Annotated in this window: 15 protein-coding genes; 9 read left to right on the top strand and 6 right to left on the bottom strand. The window is 59.5% G+C overall.

The features are described 5' to 3' along the window. The first annotated feature begins 74 nt into the window (after window positions 1-74). The 4 genes from H6G62_RS00440 (at window position 75) to H6G62_RS00425 (ending at window position 4,705) form a co-directional block, all read left to right on the top strand. Complete coding sequence (locus H6G62_RS00440) at window positions 75-2,279, top strand: tyrosine-protein kinase domain-containing protein (protein WP_190492134.1); 2,205 nt, start codon at window positions 75-77, stop codon at window positions 2,277-2,279. A gap of 70 nt (window positions 2,280-2,349) precedes the next feature. Further along, a complete protein-coding gene (locus H6G62_RS00435; RefSeq protein ID WP_190492236.1) occupies window positions 2,350-3,081 on the top strand; it encodes a pyridoxine 5'-phosphate synthase in 732 nt (243 codons plus the stop codon). A gap of 265 nt (window positions 3,082-3,346) precedes the next feature. Then, the gene (locus H6G62_RS00430) at window positions 3,347-3,679 is read left to right on the top strand and encodes an MgPME-cyclase complex family protein (RefSeq protein ID WP_190492133.1); all 333 of its coding nucleotides are present in this window, start codon (window positions 3,347-3,349) and stop codon (window positions 3,677-3,679) included. Window positions 3,680-3,952: 273 nt separating this feature from the next. Next, window positions 3,953-4,705 (top strand): hypothetical protein, encoded by a 753-nt coding sequence (locus tag H6G62_RS00425; protein WP_190492132.1) that lies wholly within the window; start codon window positions 3,953-3,955, stop codon window positions 4,703-4,705. 57 nt (window positions 4,706-4,762) lie between these two features. Here H6G62_RS00425 and H6G62_RS00420 read toward each other — a convergent pair whose 3' ends face one another. The 3 genes from H6G62_RS00420 to folD form a co-directional block, all read right to left on the bottom strand. Further along, window positions 4,763-5,224 carry a divergent PAP2 family protein gene (locus H6G62_RS00420; protein WP_190492235.1) on the bottom strand — a complete coding sequence of 154 codons (462 nt, stop codon included), beginning with the start codon at window positions 5,222-5,224 and terminating at the stop codon, window positions 4,763-4,765. Window positions 5,225-5,242: 18 nt separating this feature from the next. Next, complete coding sequence (gene crtE / locus H6G62_RS00415) at window positions 5,243-6,163, bottom strand: geranylgeranyl diphosphate synthase CrtE (RefSeq protein ID WP_190492131.1); 921 nt, start codon at window positions 6,161-6,163, stop codon at window positions 5,243-5,245. Window positions 6,164-6,299: 136 nt separating this feature from the next. Next, window positions 6,300-7,166: a bifunctional methylenetetrahydrofolate dehydrogenase/methenyltetrahydrofolate cyclohydrolase FolD gene (gene folD, locus H6G62_RS00410; RefSeq protein ID WP_190492130.1), complete on the bottom strand. Its 867-nt coding sequence runs from the start codon at window positions 7,164-7,166 to the stop codon at window positions 6,300-6,302. A gap of 281 nt (window positions 7,167-7,447) precedes the next feature. Between folD and H6G62_RS00405 the strand changes: the two genes are divergently transcribed. From H6G62_RS00405 to H6G62_RS00390, 4 genes are all read left to right on the top strand, one after another. Next, on the top strand, window positions 7,448-7,861 hold the full coding sequence (locus tag H6G62_RS00405) for a hypothetical protein (protein WP_190492129.1): 414 nt from the start codon (window positions 7,448-7,450) through the stop codon (window positions 7,859-7,861). A 162-nt stretch (window positions 7,862-8,023) separates the two neighbouring features. After that, complete coding sequence (gene psbU / locus H6G62_RS00400) at window positions 8,024-8,443, top strand: photosystem II complex extrinsic protein PsbU (RefSeq protein ID WP_190492128.1); 420 nt, start codon at window positions 8,024-8,026, stop codon at window positions 8,441-8,443. 216 nt (window positions 8,444-8,659) lie between these two features. Beyond that, window positions 8,660-10,357 carry an L-aspartate oxidase gene (gene nadB, locus H6G62_RS00395; RefSeq protein ID WP_199324637.1) on the top strand — a complete coding sequence of 566 codons (1,698 nt, stop codon included), beginning with the start codon at window positions 8,660-8,662 and terminating at the stop codon, window positions 10,355-10,357. Between the two features lie 71 nt (window positions 10,358-10,428). Beyond that, window positions 10,429-11,325, top strand: coding sequence for a class I SAM-dependent methyltransferase (locus H6G62_RS00390; protein WP_190492127.1), 897 nt, complete (start codon window positions 10,429-10,431; stop codon window positions 11,323-11,325). Here the strand turns inward: H6G62_RS00390 and H6G62_RS00385 are convergent. Then, window positions 11,322-11,960, bottom strand: coding sequence for an SH3 domain-containing protein (locus H6G62_RS00385; protein ID WP_190492126.1), 639 nt, complete (start codon window positions 11,958-11,960; stop codon window positions 11,322-11,324). The two genes, H6G62_RS00390 and H6G62_RS00385, sit on opposite strands and share 4 nt — an antisense overlap. 284 nt (window positions 11,961-12,244) lie before the next feature. Between H6G62_RS00385 and H6G62_RS00380 the strand changes: the two genes are divergently transcribed. Further along, window positions 12,245-14,701, top strand: a complete 2,457-nt coding sequence (locus tag H6G62_RS00380) for a 3'-5' exonuclease (protein WP_190492125.1) — start codon at window positions 12,245-12,247, stop codon at window positions 14,699-14,701. On the opposite strand, the gene H6G62_RS00375 is transcribed toward H6G62_RS00380, so the two are convergent. Both H6G62_RS00375 and dapF read right to left on the bottom strand, forming a co-directional pair. After that, on the bottom strand, window positions 14,698-15,621 hold the full coding sequence (locus H6G62_RS00375) for a cation diffusion facilitator family transporter (protein ID WP_190492124.1): 924 nt from the start codon (window positions 15,619-15,621) through the stop codon (window positions 14,698-14,700). The two genes, H6G62_RS00380 and H6G62_RS00375, sit on opposite strands and share 4 nt — an antisense overlap. Before the next feature lie 175 nt (window positions 15,622-15,796). Further along, complete coding sequence (gene dapF, locus H6G62_RS00370) at window positions 15,797-16,645, bottom strand: diaminopimelate epimerase (protein ID WP_190492123.1); 849 nt, start codon at window positions 16,643-16,645, stop codon at window positions 15,797-15,799. Between the last annotated feature and the right edge of the window lie 172 nt (window positions 16,646-16,817).

The raw sequence follows: 16,817 nt of genomic DNA, 5'->3' as shown, positions 1-16,817 counted from the left end.
ATTGAACCTCCAACTAACTCTCTGATTGATCATCTGCTCGACCGTTTCCGTGTCCCTGTTTCTGATCTGCGTCAATGCCCTCTTCTTTGATCCGCCGCTACCTGCTTGCCCTGGATCGTTACAAATGGCCAGCCCTAGCCAGTTGGTTGGGGGTGATTGGCTTGTCAACGGTGGTAGCCCTGCAACCGCCGCCACCGCCCAGTTACCGATCTGAGGGGATATTAGTGATCAATGCGCCTGTGGTGGCGCTGACGACCACTGGCCCGGAGGTGCAACAACGGGGACAGGGCATCATCTCTAGGGAATTTCTGTTAGCGGATGTACTCCTAGAGCAAGTGTCCCAGGAATTGGCCAATCGGAATATGCCGCTGTCTCCCCAGGCCATTCGCGAGGCCACCACCATTCGGTTGGACGGTGAGGATGACACAGTGCAGCAGGTGGGCGTGGCGTTTCAGGGGCCAACGGCGGATCAGGCCCAGGCCGTTTTGGATCTGCTGTTGGAAGGCATGGTGGAACTCAGCCGGGTGACGAACCGATCTCGCCTGAGGGCCATTATTACCGCCCTCGATGATCGGTTGCCAGCGGTGGAGGCTGACCTGAGAACTGCCGAGCAAGCCCTAGAGACCTATGACCGTCAGGAAGGCCCTGCTATTCAGGCCGCCCTGGATGGCAGTTTGCTAGGGGCCATTTCCGGCGGGCAACAACAGCAGCGTCAAAACCAGCTCACCCTGGCGGGCCTAGAGTCCCAAATTCAGAGTCTTCAGCGGCAGTTAGGGCTGAACCCTGGCGAAGCCCTCACCGCCTCCGCCCTCAGCGCCGACCCGATTATTGCCCAACTGCGGGCTCAGATTCTCCAGACCGAGACCCAAATTCAACTGTTGGCCCCCACCCTGCGGGAGGTGCACCCCACCATGCAAGAGCTGCGGACTAACCTCGCGGCCTACAATCGGCTGCTGGCTGAACGCGCCTCCGAGGTGATCGGGGGAGAAGACCTCGCGGCCTTACCCAACGTCAGTGAGGTGCGCCAACGCAGTGCCCTAGACCCCGCTCGATCTGCCCTAGCCAACCAGTTGGTGCTCTTATCCAATGAGCGAGAAGCCCTGCTACGGCAGCAACAGATTTTGGCCCAGGCCGATGGCCAACTGCGGCAGCAATACTCCAGTTTGCCCAATAAGCAGCTAGAGCGCGAACGCTTGGCCCAGCAAGTGGCCCGCACCCAGTCCCTCTACGACCAAATTCAGATCAGACGCATTGACGCCGAAGCCGCCGAAGCCGAAACCGTTAGCAGCTTGACCATCGCCCAACCCCCGGCCACGGTTCTTCAGCCCCAGGACACCACGAGCCCCGTGGTGGTGTTAGCGCTGGGTGTCGTGATGGGGACGCTGGTGGCCGGAGCGGTGGTGTTTCTGCTGGATTTACTCGATGGTACGGTGCGCACCGCTGACGCCCTAGAGGCCATCTTCCGCGATCAGGATATTCCTGTGCTGGGGGTAATTCCGCCCCTGCCTAAAGCGTCCCACCAGCGTCATCCCGTCTTGACCTTGGCGACCCAGTCTTCCCACCTCGCTAGCTACGAAGATCTGCGCACCAACCTGCGTCGTAGCCCTAACCGCCCAGACAGCAGTCAGCCCATCAAGGTCGTGCTGGTGACCAGTAGCCGCGACCAGGAGGGCAAGACCACGACGGTGATGAACCTAGGCATTGCAGCGGCACGGGCAGGACGACGGGTGCTGATTGTCGAATGCGATCTCCTGTATCCCTCCCACGGCACGGCTCTGGGGGTTAAGCCTCCCCCAGAGGCTGTATCTTCTCCCCGCCGCTACTATGCGGGCTATCCCAGTGATCCTGTGCAAATGGTGCCCCAGGTGGAAAATCTGTACATGGCCCCGGCCCCCGGCCCCCAGTCCCAGTCGGCGGCAATCCTAGAATCCAGCGAAATGCATCAGTTTTTAACCTCAGCCCGTGCCCGCTTTGATCTGGTGTTGCTGGATGCACCGCCCCTCAGCCGCAACAACAATGCCCTAACCCTAGCCGCCGAAGCCGATGGTCTGGTACTGGTGAGTCGGACGGACTACACGGAGAAGGTGGTACTGGAAGCCATCTTGGAGGAACTGTTGGAGATGGAGGACATCGTGGTGCTGGGGGCAGTGGTGAATGCGGCCCGAGAAAGCACCCCCATGCCCGTTGAGGTTGGCCCCCCTCCGGCCTATCCCGCCGATTTGGAAACCGCCGCTGCAACGCCAGAACCTGCTCGTCCCTCATCCATCGACTTCTTTTAACCATTGTTTGGCTCTGGGTTTGCGATAGGATCTAAGGAGAAACTGTCTTGAAATGTCGGGAGCGACTCGATTGCCGACCCTAGGAGTCAACATTGATCACGTAGCCACCCTTCGTCAGGCCCGCCGCACGGTGGAGCCCGATCCGGTGGCGGCGGCGGTGCTCACAGAATTGGCCGGAGCCGATGGCATTACCGTCCACCTGCGGGAGGATCGCCGCCACATGCAAGATCGGGATGTGCGGCTGTTGCGCCAAACGGTACGCACCCACCTCAATTTGGAAATGGCCGCCACCGATGAGATGGTCGCCATTGCCCTGGATGTAAAGCCAGACTACGTTACCCTGGTGCCCGAACGGCGGGAGGAAGTCACCACCGAAGGCGGGCTGGATGTCGCCGGACAGCTAGACCGCATGGGCCAAGTGGTGGAGGCTCTGCAATCGGCCCACATCCCCGTGAGCTTGTTCATTGATGCCGATACCGCCCAAATTAAAGCCTCGGCCCAGGTAAAAGCCAAGTTTATTGAACTCCACACTGGCCCCTACGCCGAAGCTAAGGGGGTGGAAGCCCAGGCGCATCAGTTAGCTATTCTGCAAAAGGGCACGGCCCAGGCTCTCGAACTAGGGCTGCGGGTCAATGCAGGGCACGGTCTTACCTACTGGAATACCTACCCCGTGGCCTGCATCCCCGGCATGGAGGAACTCAACATCGGCCATAGCATCATCAGTCGGGCGGTGTTGGTGGGCCTAGAACGGGCGGTGCGAGAGATGAAGCAGGTGATCTGCGGAGTTCCGCTCAGTCTTTAGTCCTGACAATCCCCTTTACTCTAGTCCTGGCAATCCCCCCTCACTTTGCAGCCTCTCCAACCGTTTTTCTCCTGTGGGGGACAAGGCTAGGGCTAAAATGTGATGATGCTAGGGGAAATTTTCCCCCTGGGCAAACCACGGTGCCCACGAATTTTTAGGACGGATCGCAGGATGGATCGCTCGCTAGGGATCGGCTCTGAACTGATCCAAGCCTTTCCATTTCTGTCACGCTAGACCCACGGTTAGAGATATTTAGGAGAACCCGATGACAACCTACTACTACGCTGTTGCCAGTGAAAAATTTTTGCTAGAGGAAGAGCCCTTCGAGGAAGTGCTGAAGGAGCGTCGCCGCTACTACCAGGAGCAGGAGCAAGCCCTTGACTTTTGGCTGGTCAAAGCTCCCGCTTTCCTGAATTCCCCTGAATTGGCCTCGGTGAAGGCAATCTGTCCTCAACCCGCCGTAGCGGTGGTTTCCACCAACAAAACCTTCATCACTTGGCTGAAGCTGCGTCTAGAGTATGTGGCCACCGGGGAATTTGAGGCTCCCTCCGCCACCATCCCCGATCCCCTCGCCTCGGCAGAAGCGGTCTCCGCCTAATGGTTCTCAAGGTGGGGCTAGTTTTCAGACAGGGCTTCACCTTGAGAGTTAAGGGTTACGGTCTCGGTAACCTACGGTCTAACCGGGCCAGCTTGGGCTAGAATCGCTGGCAGATTGTAGTATACCGACCGCGCCCTTCAGCGGCGCACCTCTAGCAAGGCAGATATAAGGGCAATGAGTAACTGGTTTGGGCTATCCATAGCAGCGAATTCCTATCGTCCCCTAGGGCGAGGGGGATGGCGGACGTTCACGCTGGCAACACTGGGGGCACTGATGGCTCCCTGGATGGGTGTCGCCTCGGCTCAAGTGGCGTTTCCCGCCTGTCCACCGCCCCAAACCAACGAGTATCTGCTGCTGGTGCGGGGCAATACCGAGGCCGAGCGGGATCGCGTCCAAGACCTGCTGCCCTCTAGCAGCACGGTGATGGTTTGCAACTACCTGAGTGATACGGTGGTGCGGGCTGGGGGGTTCACCAGCCTAGAAAACGCCAATGCCTGGGCGCAGTACATGACCGAGGTGGAAGGTCTGCAAGCCTTTGTGGCCCGACCAGCCGCCGCCACCGCTACCAATCCCCCGGCAACGACCAATCCCCCGGCGACGAGTCCTCCAGCGACCTCCCCAACGCCAAACACCAATCCGGCGGTTCCGCCCACCAGCCCCTCAACGACTAATCCCTCAACGGCTAACCCGTCAACCCCCTCAACCACGACCTCAACGCCGACATCGTCCACACCCGGAACCCCAACGCCCATTGCCTATGCGCCCCAGCCCCTCAATACGGGGTTTGCGGTGTTGGTGGACTATCAATATCAGCCAGAAACGGCCCGGTCGGTGCAGCGCCAAATTGGGCAGGCGGTGGGCTTGGCGGTCTATCGTCAGCGGCCCTACCTGTTGATTGCCTATAGCCCCAATCTGGAAGGAGCCGCCACGACTCTCCAGGTACTAGGGGGCTACGGCATCTCTGGCTTTATTGTGGATAGCCGTGAGGTGGTGATGCTAACTCCAGCGGTAGCGTTATCAGAGTAGGAGATCGTCCAAATGCAATCTACGGGGATCGCCATTGGACGTTGCTCAGCGGCGAATCTAGAAGCCGTAGGCAGGGGCGGCGAGCCAGGAAATAAATACGCCCAGAATGGATCCGGCGATGACCTGGAAGGGGGTGTGGCCCAGAAGTTCCTTGAGGCGATCTTCGTTAAATTCGGGCTTTTCTTGGAAGAGTTCGTCGATGATTTGGTTCAAGACACGGGCCTGCTTGCCAGCGGCTTGGCGCACCCCAGCGGCGTCGTACATAACGATAATGGCAAAGACGCAGGTGGCGGCAAAGAAGGGGCTGGCCCAGCCAACGGTTTGGCCGACGCCACAGGCGAGGGCGGTGACTAGGGCCGAGTGGGCGCTGGGCATGCCCCCGGTTTCCACCATCACCTTGAGGTTGAGCTTGCGGTGGCGCACCAGTTCGATGATGGCCTTGAGAATTTGGGCCGTGACACAGGCCACCAAGGCCACCAGTAGAACGTAGTTATTGAGGATGTCGCTAAAATTTTCCATCGTCGGCATGGCTAATCCCTAGTAGGTGCGGGCAACAATATAGTCGGCGATGGCCCGGAGGGGCTGGCTGGCTGGCCCAAAGCTGTCTAGGGCGGCCTTGGCCTCATCAATCAGTTTATCGGCCTGTCGTCGCGATTCCTCCAGACCCCACAGGCTGGGGTAGGTGGCCTTTTGAGCCGCTACGTCCTTACCGATGGATTTGCCGAGGGTTTCGGCGGTGGAGGTGATATCCAAAATATCGTCCACAATTTGGAAGGCGAGGCCGATGCGCTGGGCGTAGTCCCGCAGATGTTGGACTTGATCGTCGGTGGCCCCGGCTAGGATGGCCCCGGAGGTGACGGCAATTTCTAGCAGCGCCGCCGTTTTGTGGTTGTGGATGTAGTTGAGGGTTTCCAGGGTGGTGTCGGGATTGCCTTCGCTGGCGAGATCCACGATTTGGCCACCCACCAGACCTTCGCCGCCGACGGCCTTGCCCAGCCCCGCAATCACCCGCAGCACCCGATCCGCCGGAACCCCCTGGGTGGCGGTGGCGACGTGTTCAAAGGCGTAGGTGAGCAGGGCATCTCCGGCCAAAATCGCCACATCGTCGCCGTAGACCTTGTGATTGGTCAGTCGTCCGCGCCGATAGTCGTCGTTGTCCATGGCGGGTAGGTCGTCGTGGATCAGCGACATGGTGTGGATCATCTCCAGGGCGCAGGCCGTGGGCATGGCCACCGCAGGATTACCACCCACCAGTTCGCAGGAGGCCAAGCACAGAATGGGCCGCAGCCGCTTTCCCCCCGCCAGCAGCGAATAGCGCATAGATTCGTAGAGGGTTTCGGGGTACTGCATGGGCACCGCCGCATCGAGAGCCGCCTCCACCTGGGGACGACGCTCCTCCAAGTAGGCCGACAGGTCAAATTCGGTCAGATTCGGGTCGAGGGAGTTTGCGGACACCATAGCGGCAAAAACGGGTCTGGACAGAATGAAGGACAGGAAGATGAACCAGGGTGATGGGATTTTTGAGATGACCTGTCCTCAAGTTAGGACAGCCTAGGGGCGTCAGGCGAGGACGACCTAGGGTATTGGGACACCCTCAAATTTGAAGGCGTTGACGGTAGCTGGTGACGGTATTTTCCAGCAGCATGGCCACAGTCATGGGGCCGATGCCACCAGGCACCGGGGTAATGGCGCTGGCAATAGGGGCCACGGCGTCATAGTCCACATCCCCCACCAGTTGGGCCTTACCATCGGGGCTTTCCACCCGGTTAATGCCCACGTCGATCACCACGGCACCGGGTTTCACCCAGTCGGCGGTAATCATATTGGGGCGACCCACTGCCGCCACTAGAATATCAGCTTGGCGGGTCAGGGCTGGCAGATCGACGGTGCGGGCGTGGGCCACGGTGACGGTGGCGTTGGCCTCCAGCAGCATGATGGCCATAGGTTTGCCCACCAAAATACTGCGCCCCACCACCACCGCCTGCTGCCCCGTGAGGTCGATAGTATGGGCCGCCATCAGCCGCATCACACCGTAGGGGGTGCAGCTTCTTAGGCCCTGTTCCCCCCGCAGCAGACGACCGAGGTTAATGGGATGCAGCCCGTCCACGTCCTTGTCGGGGTCGATGGTGTTGAGCAGGGCCACCGCATCCAGGCCATCGGGCAGGGGCAACTGCACCAAAATGCCGTCCACATTGGCATCCTGGTTGAGGTGCTGAATCAGGGCCATCACTTCAGCTTGGGGCACCGTGGCCGGAAGGTGATGCACCTGGGAAGCAATGCCCACCTTACCGGAGGCCCGTTCCTTGTTGCGCACGTAGGCGGCACTAGCGGGGTTGTCGCCCACCATGATCACCGCCAAACCAGGGGGACGATGGCCCTGGGCGGTGAGGGCTTGCACCTGCTGGGCGAGTTCGCTCTGCACTTGAGCTGCAAGAGCTTTACCGTCAAGAATCTGAGTCATGGCACAGACGACTGCTAAACAAGGGAAAGAAAATGGCGGACGCCGGACAGGTCTGGTTTCCCATCGACACGAGTCCGTGGACAACGCCTAGGGAATTCTGGCCAAAGGGCAGAATCCTGTCCCAAGCTGGGGCCGCAAAGCTAGGATAGGACAGGCTGGCCTAGAGTCTTTCCCAGTGTCTCAGATTTTGCCCATTTCGCGGCAGCGGCACGTCTAGGTTCCCCTAGGTTCCTGATCTTAGGTTGGCTGGCGTTGTGTCCTCGTTTTTCCTGCTCCCTGCCATGCTAAAACGGCTTGCCTACCCCAGTCTGCTGGGGTTAATCCTAATTTCGTTAAGCCTGGGCGGTGCGAGGGCCAATCCTGGATTGGGGTTTCTCCTGCGGGAACAGTTGGGGAATCTACCAGGACTCGGCTGGCTTAGCCCCGCCACCCCCATTGCCGATCTGGGTCAACACCGAGGCGGCACCGCTTCCTTTGAGGGCCAGGTCACGCGACATTTGCCCCTGCTGGATGGCACTCTGTACCAAGTCACCGATTCATCAGGGGCCATTTGGGTACAGACGAAGGCCACCCCCCCAGAAATAGGCCAACCAGTGGCGGTGCAGGCCACCATTCGCCACGAGCCGATTTTGATGCGGGGGCAGGACATTGGCGAAGCCTACGCCGAAGAACTAGAGCATGTGGTGAAGGAGTAGGCCCCGGTTCTAGGACGATGTTTGGCCACATTTCCAGGGAATTCCCAGCGGATTCCCAGTGAAGTCCCTGAGTAAATCGAGGCCACCCCAAGGGCGATGGAAAATGGTAGTCTCTTAGAAACGCTGTGTAGTTCTTAATTTTGTAGGAGAGGAAAAGGGGATATGAAACGACTGGTTGGCCTGCTGATTGCAATTGGAGTGCTAGTTGGTTGGTTTGGTGGGTTTGGCATGGCGCAACCGGCCCTGGCCGCAAATGGGTCTAGTGCCTTCGCCCTGCTGGCCGAGCGTCCGCTGGTCAACGCTGTGGATGCCAAGCTAAGCACCGAGTATGGCGCTAAGCTCGACCTCAACAACACCAACGTTCAAAGCTTCCGCAAGTATCCCGGCCTCTATCCCACCCTGGCAGGCAAAATTGTCCAGAATGCCCCCTTCGATGCCGTGGAAGACGTGCTAGATATGCCCGGTCTAACCGAGCAACAAATCGACATTCTGAAGGCCAATTTGGATAACTTCACCGTCACCGTGCCCGACCCCGCTCTGGTGGAAGGGGCCGACCGCTTTAACAACGGCGTCTACAAGTAGGTCAAGGTCTAGGCGAGAGGGAAATCCCCTCGCTCGCCCCTTGACGGTTTCAGAAAGACGGTTCTAGAACAGAGACGAAGCCCTTGTCGGTAGCCACTCTACGGTGGATGTGTTGACAGGGGCTTTCTCACATCTACCGTTCAGGATGACAACGATCCAGAATGACCATCGCCTAGGATTTTTCAGCGTCACATTTAGTACCCACAGGAGCACCCTTTGGCCCAGCCTATCCCTTCTCCGGCAGTGGCAAACCCACCCTGGGATTTTGATGTCCTCGTTGTGGGAGGTGGAGCCGCTGGGCTTTATGCCGCCCTCTCTATTCCTGAACGGTGGCGGGTGGGGCTGATTACCAAAGATAATCTCTCCCTCTCGGCGAGCGATTGGGCGCAGGGGGGCATTGCCGCCGCCCTAGGGTCAGACGATTCTACCAGCCTCCATGTGGCCGACACCCTGCGGGCCGGGGCTGGCCTGTGCGAACTCGATGCGGTGGAGCATTTGGTTACCCATGCCGCAACCTGCATCCATCGCCTAGTGGATCTGGGCGTGGCCTTTGACCGCAGCGGCCCCGACTTAGCCATGACCCTAGAGGCGGCCCACTCTCGCAAACGAGTCCTCCACGCCGCCGACACCACCGGACGCGCCATTGTCTCTATCCTGGCGGAGACAGTGCTGCAACGGCCCAACATCATCGTCTACGAGTCGGCCTTTGCCCTCGATCTATGGCTGGAGGACGGCCACTGTCGGGGCATTTCCCTGGTGCAGGGCCACACCCTACGCTGGATCTCGGCTCAGGCCACGGTGTTGGCTACGGGGGGCGGCGGCCAGGTCTATGCCCAAACCACCAACCCCGCCGCCAGCACCGGGGATGGCGTCGCGATGGTGTGGCGAGCCGGGGGGCAGCTGCGGGACTTAGAATTTTTCCAATTTCACCCCACGTCCCTCTCCCAGGCGGGGGCACCGCCCTTTTTAATTAGCGAAGCTGTGCGCGGTGAGGGGGCGCACTTGGTGGATAAAGAGGGCCGACGGTTTGCCTACGACTACCACCCCGACGGAGAACTCGCCCCCCGCGATGTGGTCAGTCGGGCGATTTTCCATCACCTGCAAAAAACCGGGGATCGGCAAGTGTGGCTGGATATGCGGCCCATCCCCGCCGACCACCTGAATTACCGCTTCCCCAATATCATTCGAGTGTGCCGCACCTGGGGCTGCGATCCGCTGACTCAACCCGTGCCCGTGGCCCCCGCCGCCCACTACTGGATGGGGGGCATTCCCACCAACTGCCACAGCCAAACCCAAATTCCCGGCCTCTATGCCGTGGGCGAAAATTCCAGCACAGGCGTCCATGGGGCCAATCGCCTAGCCAGTAACTCCCTGTTGGAATGCCTGGTCTACGGAGCAGAGTTGGCTAACCTACCGCTGCAAGAGGGCTTAGTGAAATCAGACCTTCCGACCCCGCTGCCGCCGCAATCCCCGGAAGCCGAGTCCCATCCTGATCCCCGCCTCGCGGTTCTCGAACAGCAACGGCAGCAATTAACCCAACTGATGTGGGACTACGCCGCCATTAGCCGCCACCAAACCGGGCTAGAAACCGCCATCGCCACCCTGGCCGACTGGCGCAAAGAAGCCGAACAATCGGCCCTCAACCAAACGCTCCAGAACCTCACCCCCGAGCAACCGCAGGAGTTACCCGACCAGATCAGCCTGCCAGTACTGCGGGCCTGGGGCGAACTGCGTAATCTGTACGACATAGCTTGGCTGGTGCTGAACAGCGCCCGCTTCCGTACCGAAAGCCGAGGGGGCCACTACCGGAGCGACTATCCCAACACCGACCCCGCATGGCAGGCCCACACCCTGGTGCAGGGCAACCAATGGCAGCGGTCGGCCCCGGTATCCGCCCAAATTTCCTCTGAGTAGCGCTAAATCTAGTCATTGCGCCTGGGGCTTGCTAGGCTAAACGCAGTTGCCCTTCACCCGTGATACCGCCCATGGCGACCTCTTCCAAGCCCCTGTTTGATCAGTTTTTGATGCCCATCTTCGAGCGGCTGATTGACCGTGAGGCTATTATTCGCCTACGTCAGCGCATTAATTGGGACACTGAACTGCCCCGTTTCACCAATCCTCAGGTGGCCTACCCCGACTACTACACGACCCACAACTTTCATGGGGTGAAAAACGGCTACCTGAATATCGATGCCGCCATCACCTACGACCCCATCACCCAGTATGTGCTGCCACCGGGCGAAACCTGGGTGCGGGAGAGCTTGGTGAAGGCGATTCAGGGCCAACCCCGCCGCATTTTAGACTTAGGCTGCGGCACGGGCAGCACCACCCTGCTGCTGAAGCGTCGCTTTCCCCAGGCGGAGGTGATCGGGCTGGATCTGTCCCCGCAAATGCTGGTGATGGCCGCCGACAAGGCCAAGTCTGCTCGGCTAGAGATTGCCTTCCGCCACGGCAACGCCGCCGAAACTGGATTGCCGGAGGCTTCCTTTGACGTGGTGTGTATGACGCTGCTGTTCCACGAAACGCCCCCCGCCGTCGCTAAGGCCATTTTGCAGGAGAGCTTTCGGCTGCTGAGCCCCGGTGGGCAGGTGCTCATTTTGGACGGCAACCAGCGCACCCTGCGGGCCACGGACTGGCTCAACCAAATTTTTGAAGAACCCTTCATCCGCGACTACGCCCAGGGCAATGTGGAGGCATGGCTGGGCTGGGCTGGCTTTGAAACGGTGCGTTCGGAGGACGTGTTTTGGCTGAACCAGCTCAGCTATGGCCGCAAACCCTTGCCCGTCAGCGACGCCCCCAGCGCCTCCAAAAACCACTCCGCCAACCAGGAGAATTCCCCAGCGGCGGAGTGGAATGGTGGATTTACGCCTCAACCCGCCTAGGGGCAGGGAATCGACGTGACATTGCTGCCCTGGCCATAGGTGCCCGTGCGAGCTACCCAGCCCGTCCCGCCACTGTTGAGGGTGATGGCCAACCAAACCCGGCCATAGTCGGGGGCGACATTGGGTGAAGTTTGTTGGGTGGGCGGATTGGTGGTGGCTACCAGGGTGCTGCCAGCGGGGAAGGCGGTGATTAGAGCCGCGTTGGAGGAGGCCGCAGATCGCACATTCAAGGCGATATTGGCCCGAAAACAGGCTTTGTTGACCGGGGGCGGGGGCGTGCTGCCGCAGTTGGTCAGGGCCGAGGCGGTAATCCAACCCACGGGCTGCGTCGAGGACAGGGTTTGGCCTTGCAGATAGATTTGTGCCCGACCGCTGGCCAAAACCCCCGTGAGCCTCACCTGCGTTCCTGCATTTAGGGTGCCGATGCGGTTGGCGGCAGGGCCTAGGTTCGTGTTGTCAAACACCTCAACCCCTCGGTTCAACTGACGACAACTACGAATGTAGCTGGGGTTCTCATACAGCCCTTGCACCGTGGACTGGGCCTCTTGTCCCCAACTTGGGGCTATTGATAACGAGCCTAGGGAGAGTGTCGTGGCAATTCCAATGGCCACAGAGCGTAGGAGGTTGGGTCGCATGGCAAGCCTCAAAGAAATCAGTAAAAAGCGGTAGAAATCCTGAATTTTGGGTAACTTGAGCCTAGGCTCCCACCCACACTGGCCGTTATCCTACCATCCACGCCCTAGCCGCTGGGTCAGGCTGTCATATTGTGTAGTGATTGCCCCACCTCCAACGACTCCCAAGATCCTGTGACCCTCAACAGCCCGTAATTCTCAACGGTCAGAAACCCTCAACAGCCCATCACGCTTAACGTTCAGGAACCTCTAAAGCCCAAGTATCAGCAACCTCCCAGAACCCCAAGATGTCTTCCCCCCTTCCCTTCAACCACGAACAACAGCGCGTTATCCAGCACCTCCAAGGGATCTTGCTGGTGCTGGCTCCGGTGGGCACAGGCAAGACCTCGGTATTGTCGGCACGGGTGGATAGGGCGGTGACTCAGGGATTGGATCCAAGCCGGATCCTGTGCCTTACCTTTACCAATCGAGCGGCGCAGGAAATGAAAGATCGCCTTACCCAAGGGCAGGGGGGGCAGCATGTCACGATCAAAACCTTCCACGGCCTCTGTGTGCGGATTTTGCGGATGGGGGCCGAGGCCATGGGGCTACCGTCGGATTTTGTTATCTACGACGCCGAAGACAGCGCCGATATTCTCAAGGGCTTGATGCGGCAGCAAGGGAAGGATCGCCTGGAAGATCGGGTGAAGGAGGTGAAAGCGGCGATCAGCGAGGCCAAGGCCAAAGCCAGCCCTAAGGATCTCACCCTCGATCTAAGTTTGGAGGGGTTGTTTGCGGCCTTTGATCCCCAGGAGCAGCGGTGGGCGGTACTGTATCAGGCCGAATTGCAGCGACGCCAAGCCCTGGATTTTGACGACTTGATTTTCTTCACCCGATCCCTGCTGCGGCTGGTGCCGGAGGCGGCGGACTATTGGGCCAACCGCTATGACCTCATTCAGGTGGATGAGGTGCAGGACACCCACCTGGGCGAGTATGAGGTGGTGCGTCACCTGGCCCAAAAATGCGGCAACCTGGCGATGATTGGCGACCTCGACCAAACCATCTACGCCTGGAGGGGGTCGGAGCCGGAGGTGGTGCTAGCGCAGTTTCGGGCGGAGTTTGCCCCCACGGAGTACAGCCTATCGGAGAATTATCGGGCCACCCGTAGCCTGCTCCAAACCGCCGATGCCTTTGCCAACGCCTTTACCGACCGCTACACCCGCATCACCATTCCCGCCACCAGCCTCCCCGGAACGCCCACCGTGGTTCACCAGGCCGATGACCCGGACGAGGAAGCCGCCTGGATCGCCCAGCGGATCAAATCCCTGGCCCAACACCAGCCGAACTTTGCCTATAACCGTGTGGCGGTGCTAACCCGCACCAATCGGCGCACCGATACCATTGCCCAGGGGTTGCAACGGCAGAACATCCCCTGCCTTACCGTGGAGCGCTACCAGTTTTTTATGCGCCAGGAAATTAAAGACGCCCTGGCCTATCTGCGCTTTTTGGTGAATCCCTTTGACACCGGAGCATTTAAGCGTCTGCTGAGTGTGCCCAGTCGGGGGATCGGGATAGAAACCCTGCGCCAGATCTACGGAGAGGGGGATCGCTGTGGCCTGTGGCTGACGGATATGGCCCTGCCGCAACCCTTGGTCAACGACGATCCCCTCGGTGCGGTGATAGACGCCTATCGCCACGGCACCCTGGTGGTGTTTGATGTGGAAACCACGGGCGTTGCCATCGAGGATGAGGTGGTGGAAATTGCCGCCCAAAAACTGGTGCATGGCCAGACGACTGAGACCTTCCAGGCTTACATCAGCGATGTCGCCGATGTAGGCGATTCCGAAGCGATTCATGGCTACAGCAACGAGTTTTTGCGTCAACGGGGCCAGCCCGGACGTCGCGTCCTAGAACAGTTTTTCCAGTTTGCAGGGGATGCCTTCATCGTGGGCCATAACGTGGGCTTTGATATTGGCATGGTGACCACCCAGGCTCAACGGCTGGGGATGTCTGCCCCCCATTGGGCCTGGGCCGATACCCTGAACCTGGCCCGACGATTCCTGAAAGTCGAAAACTACCGCCTAGGGCACTTGGCCCAGGTCTTAAACCTAGCCACCACCCCCACCCACAACGCCCTGGCCGATGTGGAGACGACTGTGCAGCTTTTGGCCTACTTGATCCCCAAGTTAGAAACCACCGCCGCCGACCGTACCGCCCTGTATTACCGCTACGGCGAGACCTTTGAACCCCTAGCTGAGACCATTACCCAATGGAAAACCCTCAGCCATCGCCTGCGCCCCGCCGAGTTGCTGAGCCAGGTGTTACAAACCTCTGGTCTCCGTCACCACTACCGCCGCGATCCCCAGCGGGTTCAAAACCTGGCACAAATGGTGACGATATTGGCCAGCCAAGACGATCCTGCCCTGCCGCCCGATCTGGCCCTGAGAACCCTGTTAGAGTTTACCGCCCTAACGAGAAACCTCGACCGCCTCTCCGCCGAGGACAACCAAGTGCTGGTGATCACCGCCCATCAGTCCAAGGGCTTGGAATTTGACCATGTGTTCATCGCCGGACTGGTGGAGGGGGAATTCCCCGATTTCCGCAGCCTCGGCACTAGGGAACTAGAGCAGGAAAAGCACCTGTTCTACGTCGCCCTCACCCGTGCCAAACAGTCCCTCTATCTCTCCAGTTTTCGGGAGGATGACTATGGCCGACCCAAGGATCCCAGCCAGTTCCTCGCGGCCCTGTCTAGCGTTATGGATTAATACCCAGACAACCCCGGATCCCAGTATTGCTCTTGGCGGCGGGTGGGTTCCACCCAAATTTGGGTGCGCAGGGGGCCATACTGACGACGCAGCAGGGCTTCGATCTGTTCGCCAATGTCATCGGCCAGCTCCATATATTCAGGGTGCAGGGCCAGGTGCAGTTCTACCCACACCTGACGGCCCACCATGCCCCGCGACCGAATTCGCTGGCAGCGGGTGACGCCTTCCACCTGGGTAACGAGGTGGGCGATGGCCTCCGGGGCAATGGCCGTGGGTCGCAAGAGCATCGGTAGCTGTTCGTTGAGTACTCGCCACAGGCTTCTGGCCACCAAGGACAACAACCCCAGGGCAAAGACGGGATCGAGCCAGTGCTGGTTGTAGTGAATGGCCAACAGCACCGCCACCATCACCAAGCTCAGCCAGACATCGGTCAGAAAATGCTGAGTATTCAGCCGCAAGGCCAGACTATTAAGGCTGCGGGCCTGATAATTGGCGTAGACTCCCAGAGCCACGTTCACAATCACCATCAATGCCGTTAGCCGTAGAACCTGGGTATCGAGGGTAACCGGGAAAGGATCGGCGATGCCATTCAGCCCGTCCCACAGATGACGGAGGGCAATGAACAGCAGGCTGATGCCCGTAAATCCCAAAAAGGCGCACAGAATCAGCGTGGCCGCCACTTCTCCCCGTCCGTGGCCCCACACCTCTCGGCCCATTTGGCGTTGGGGCGAAGTCACGGCCACCAGGCTCAGAATCGTGCTGAAGCCATCAATCAGGGTATGCAACGACTCCGCCAATAGGGTCAGGGATCCGGTCGCCCATCCCCCAATTACCTCCACCGCCAGCAGCAGCAGCGTAGCCCAAAGGGTCGCTAGCAGCAGGCGATAGCTGGTACGACGTTGATATGCGCCCTCAGTCATAAACAGACGCCTAGGCGGAAACAGACGCCCAGGGGGGTAACTCCAGCCTGTCAGTCTACCGCTGTGCGACCGATATGGTGCAGCCAGTTCTTAGGTTAAGAAATTTCCGACGAATACCACGTTGCGCGAGTCTCCTAGCCTAGGGTGGCCCTACCCACCACCCAGCACAACCTGCTTAGGCGACAACGCCGCGAAAGACCAATTGGGCAGGGCCAGTCATATAAATGCGATCATCCGCCGCCGACCACTCAATTTTGAGGGGGCCACCGGGCAGTTCCACCGTCGCCGCTCGATCACAACGGCCATTTAGTACCCCCGCCACCAGAGAAGCACAAGCCCCCGTTCCACAGGCCAGGGTAATGCCAGCCCCCCGTTCCCACACCCGCATTTTCAGGTAATCGGGCCGCACCACCTGGATAAACTCGGTGTTGATGCGCTGGGGAAAGGCAGGGTGATGCTCAAACTGGGGGCCAATTTTTTCGAGGTCAATGGCGGCGACATCCTCCACAAAGGTGATGCAGTGGGGGTTGCCCATGCTCACACAGGTGACGGCCCAGTCCTGATCCGCCACGGCGAGGGGTAGGCCAACCACCTTGTCATCGGGGGTTCCTAGCGTGGTCGGAATATCCTTCGCCAGCAGGATCGGCGTGCCCATATCCACGGTCACTTGGCCATCGGCTTGCAGGGTGGGAGAGATCACCCCAGCTAGGGTGTGGATGCGGTAGGTGTGGGGAGCCTGAAGTGCTTTACCATCAGCGATTTCTAGGGCTTCGAGGAACTTGGCCAAACAGCGAATGCCGTTGCCGCACATCTCTGGCTCCGATCCATCGGAATTGTAGATGCGCATGGTGTAGTCGGTGCCGTTTTGACCTGGCAGGGCAAAAATCACCCCATCGGCCCCAATACCAACGTGGCGATCACACCAGGTGGCGGCGGTTTCCGGGGGAATCAGCGGTTCCGATTGATGGCGATTGTCCACCAAAATAAAGTCGTTCCCCAGCCCGTGATACTTGCTAAAGTCCATTGCCTGCCGCCCATGCTATAAAAATGAATTCTTTAATTATTAACGAATATCCATGAATCTCAACCCTCCCCCCTGCGCCCATCCCCCCTATGTCAGGACGCCCAACGCTTTTTAACAATTTGCCACCCAATCACGCCGAACGGGCGAGTTCGGGGTAACGTAAAGTCAGTCG

Source organism: Phormidium sp. FACHB-1136, assembly GCF_014697375.1.
GTDB lineage: Bacteria > Cyanobacteriota > Cyanobacteriia > Phormidesmidales > Phormidesmidaceae > Nodosilinea.
Note: the sequence above shows the minus strand (reverse complement) of the source record. Positions and strands in the feature narration are given on the sequence as shown.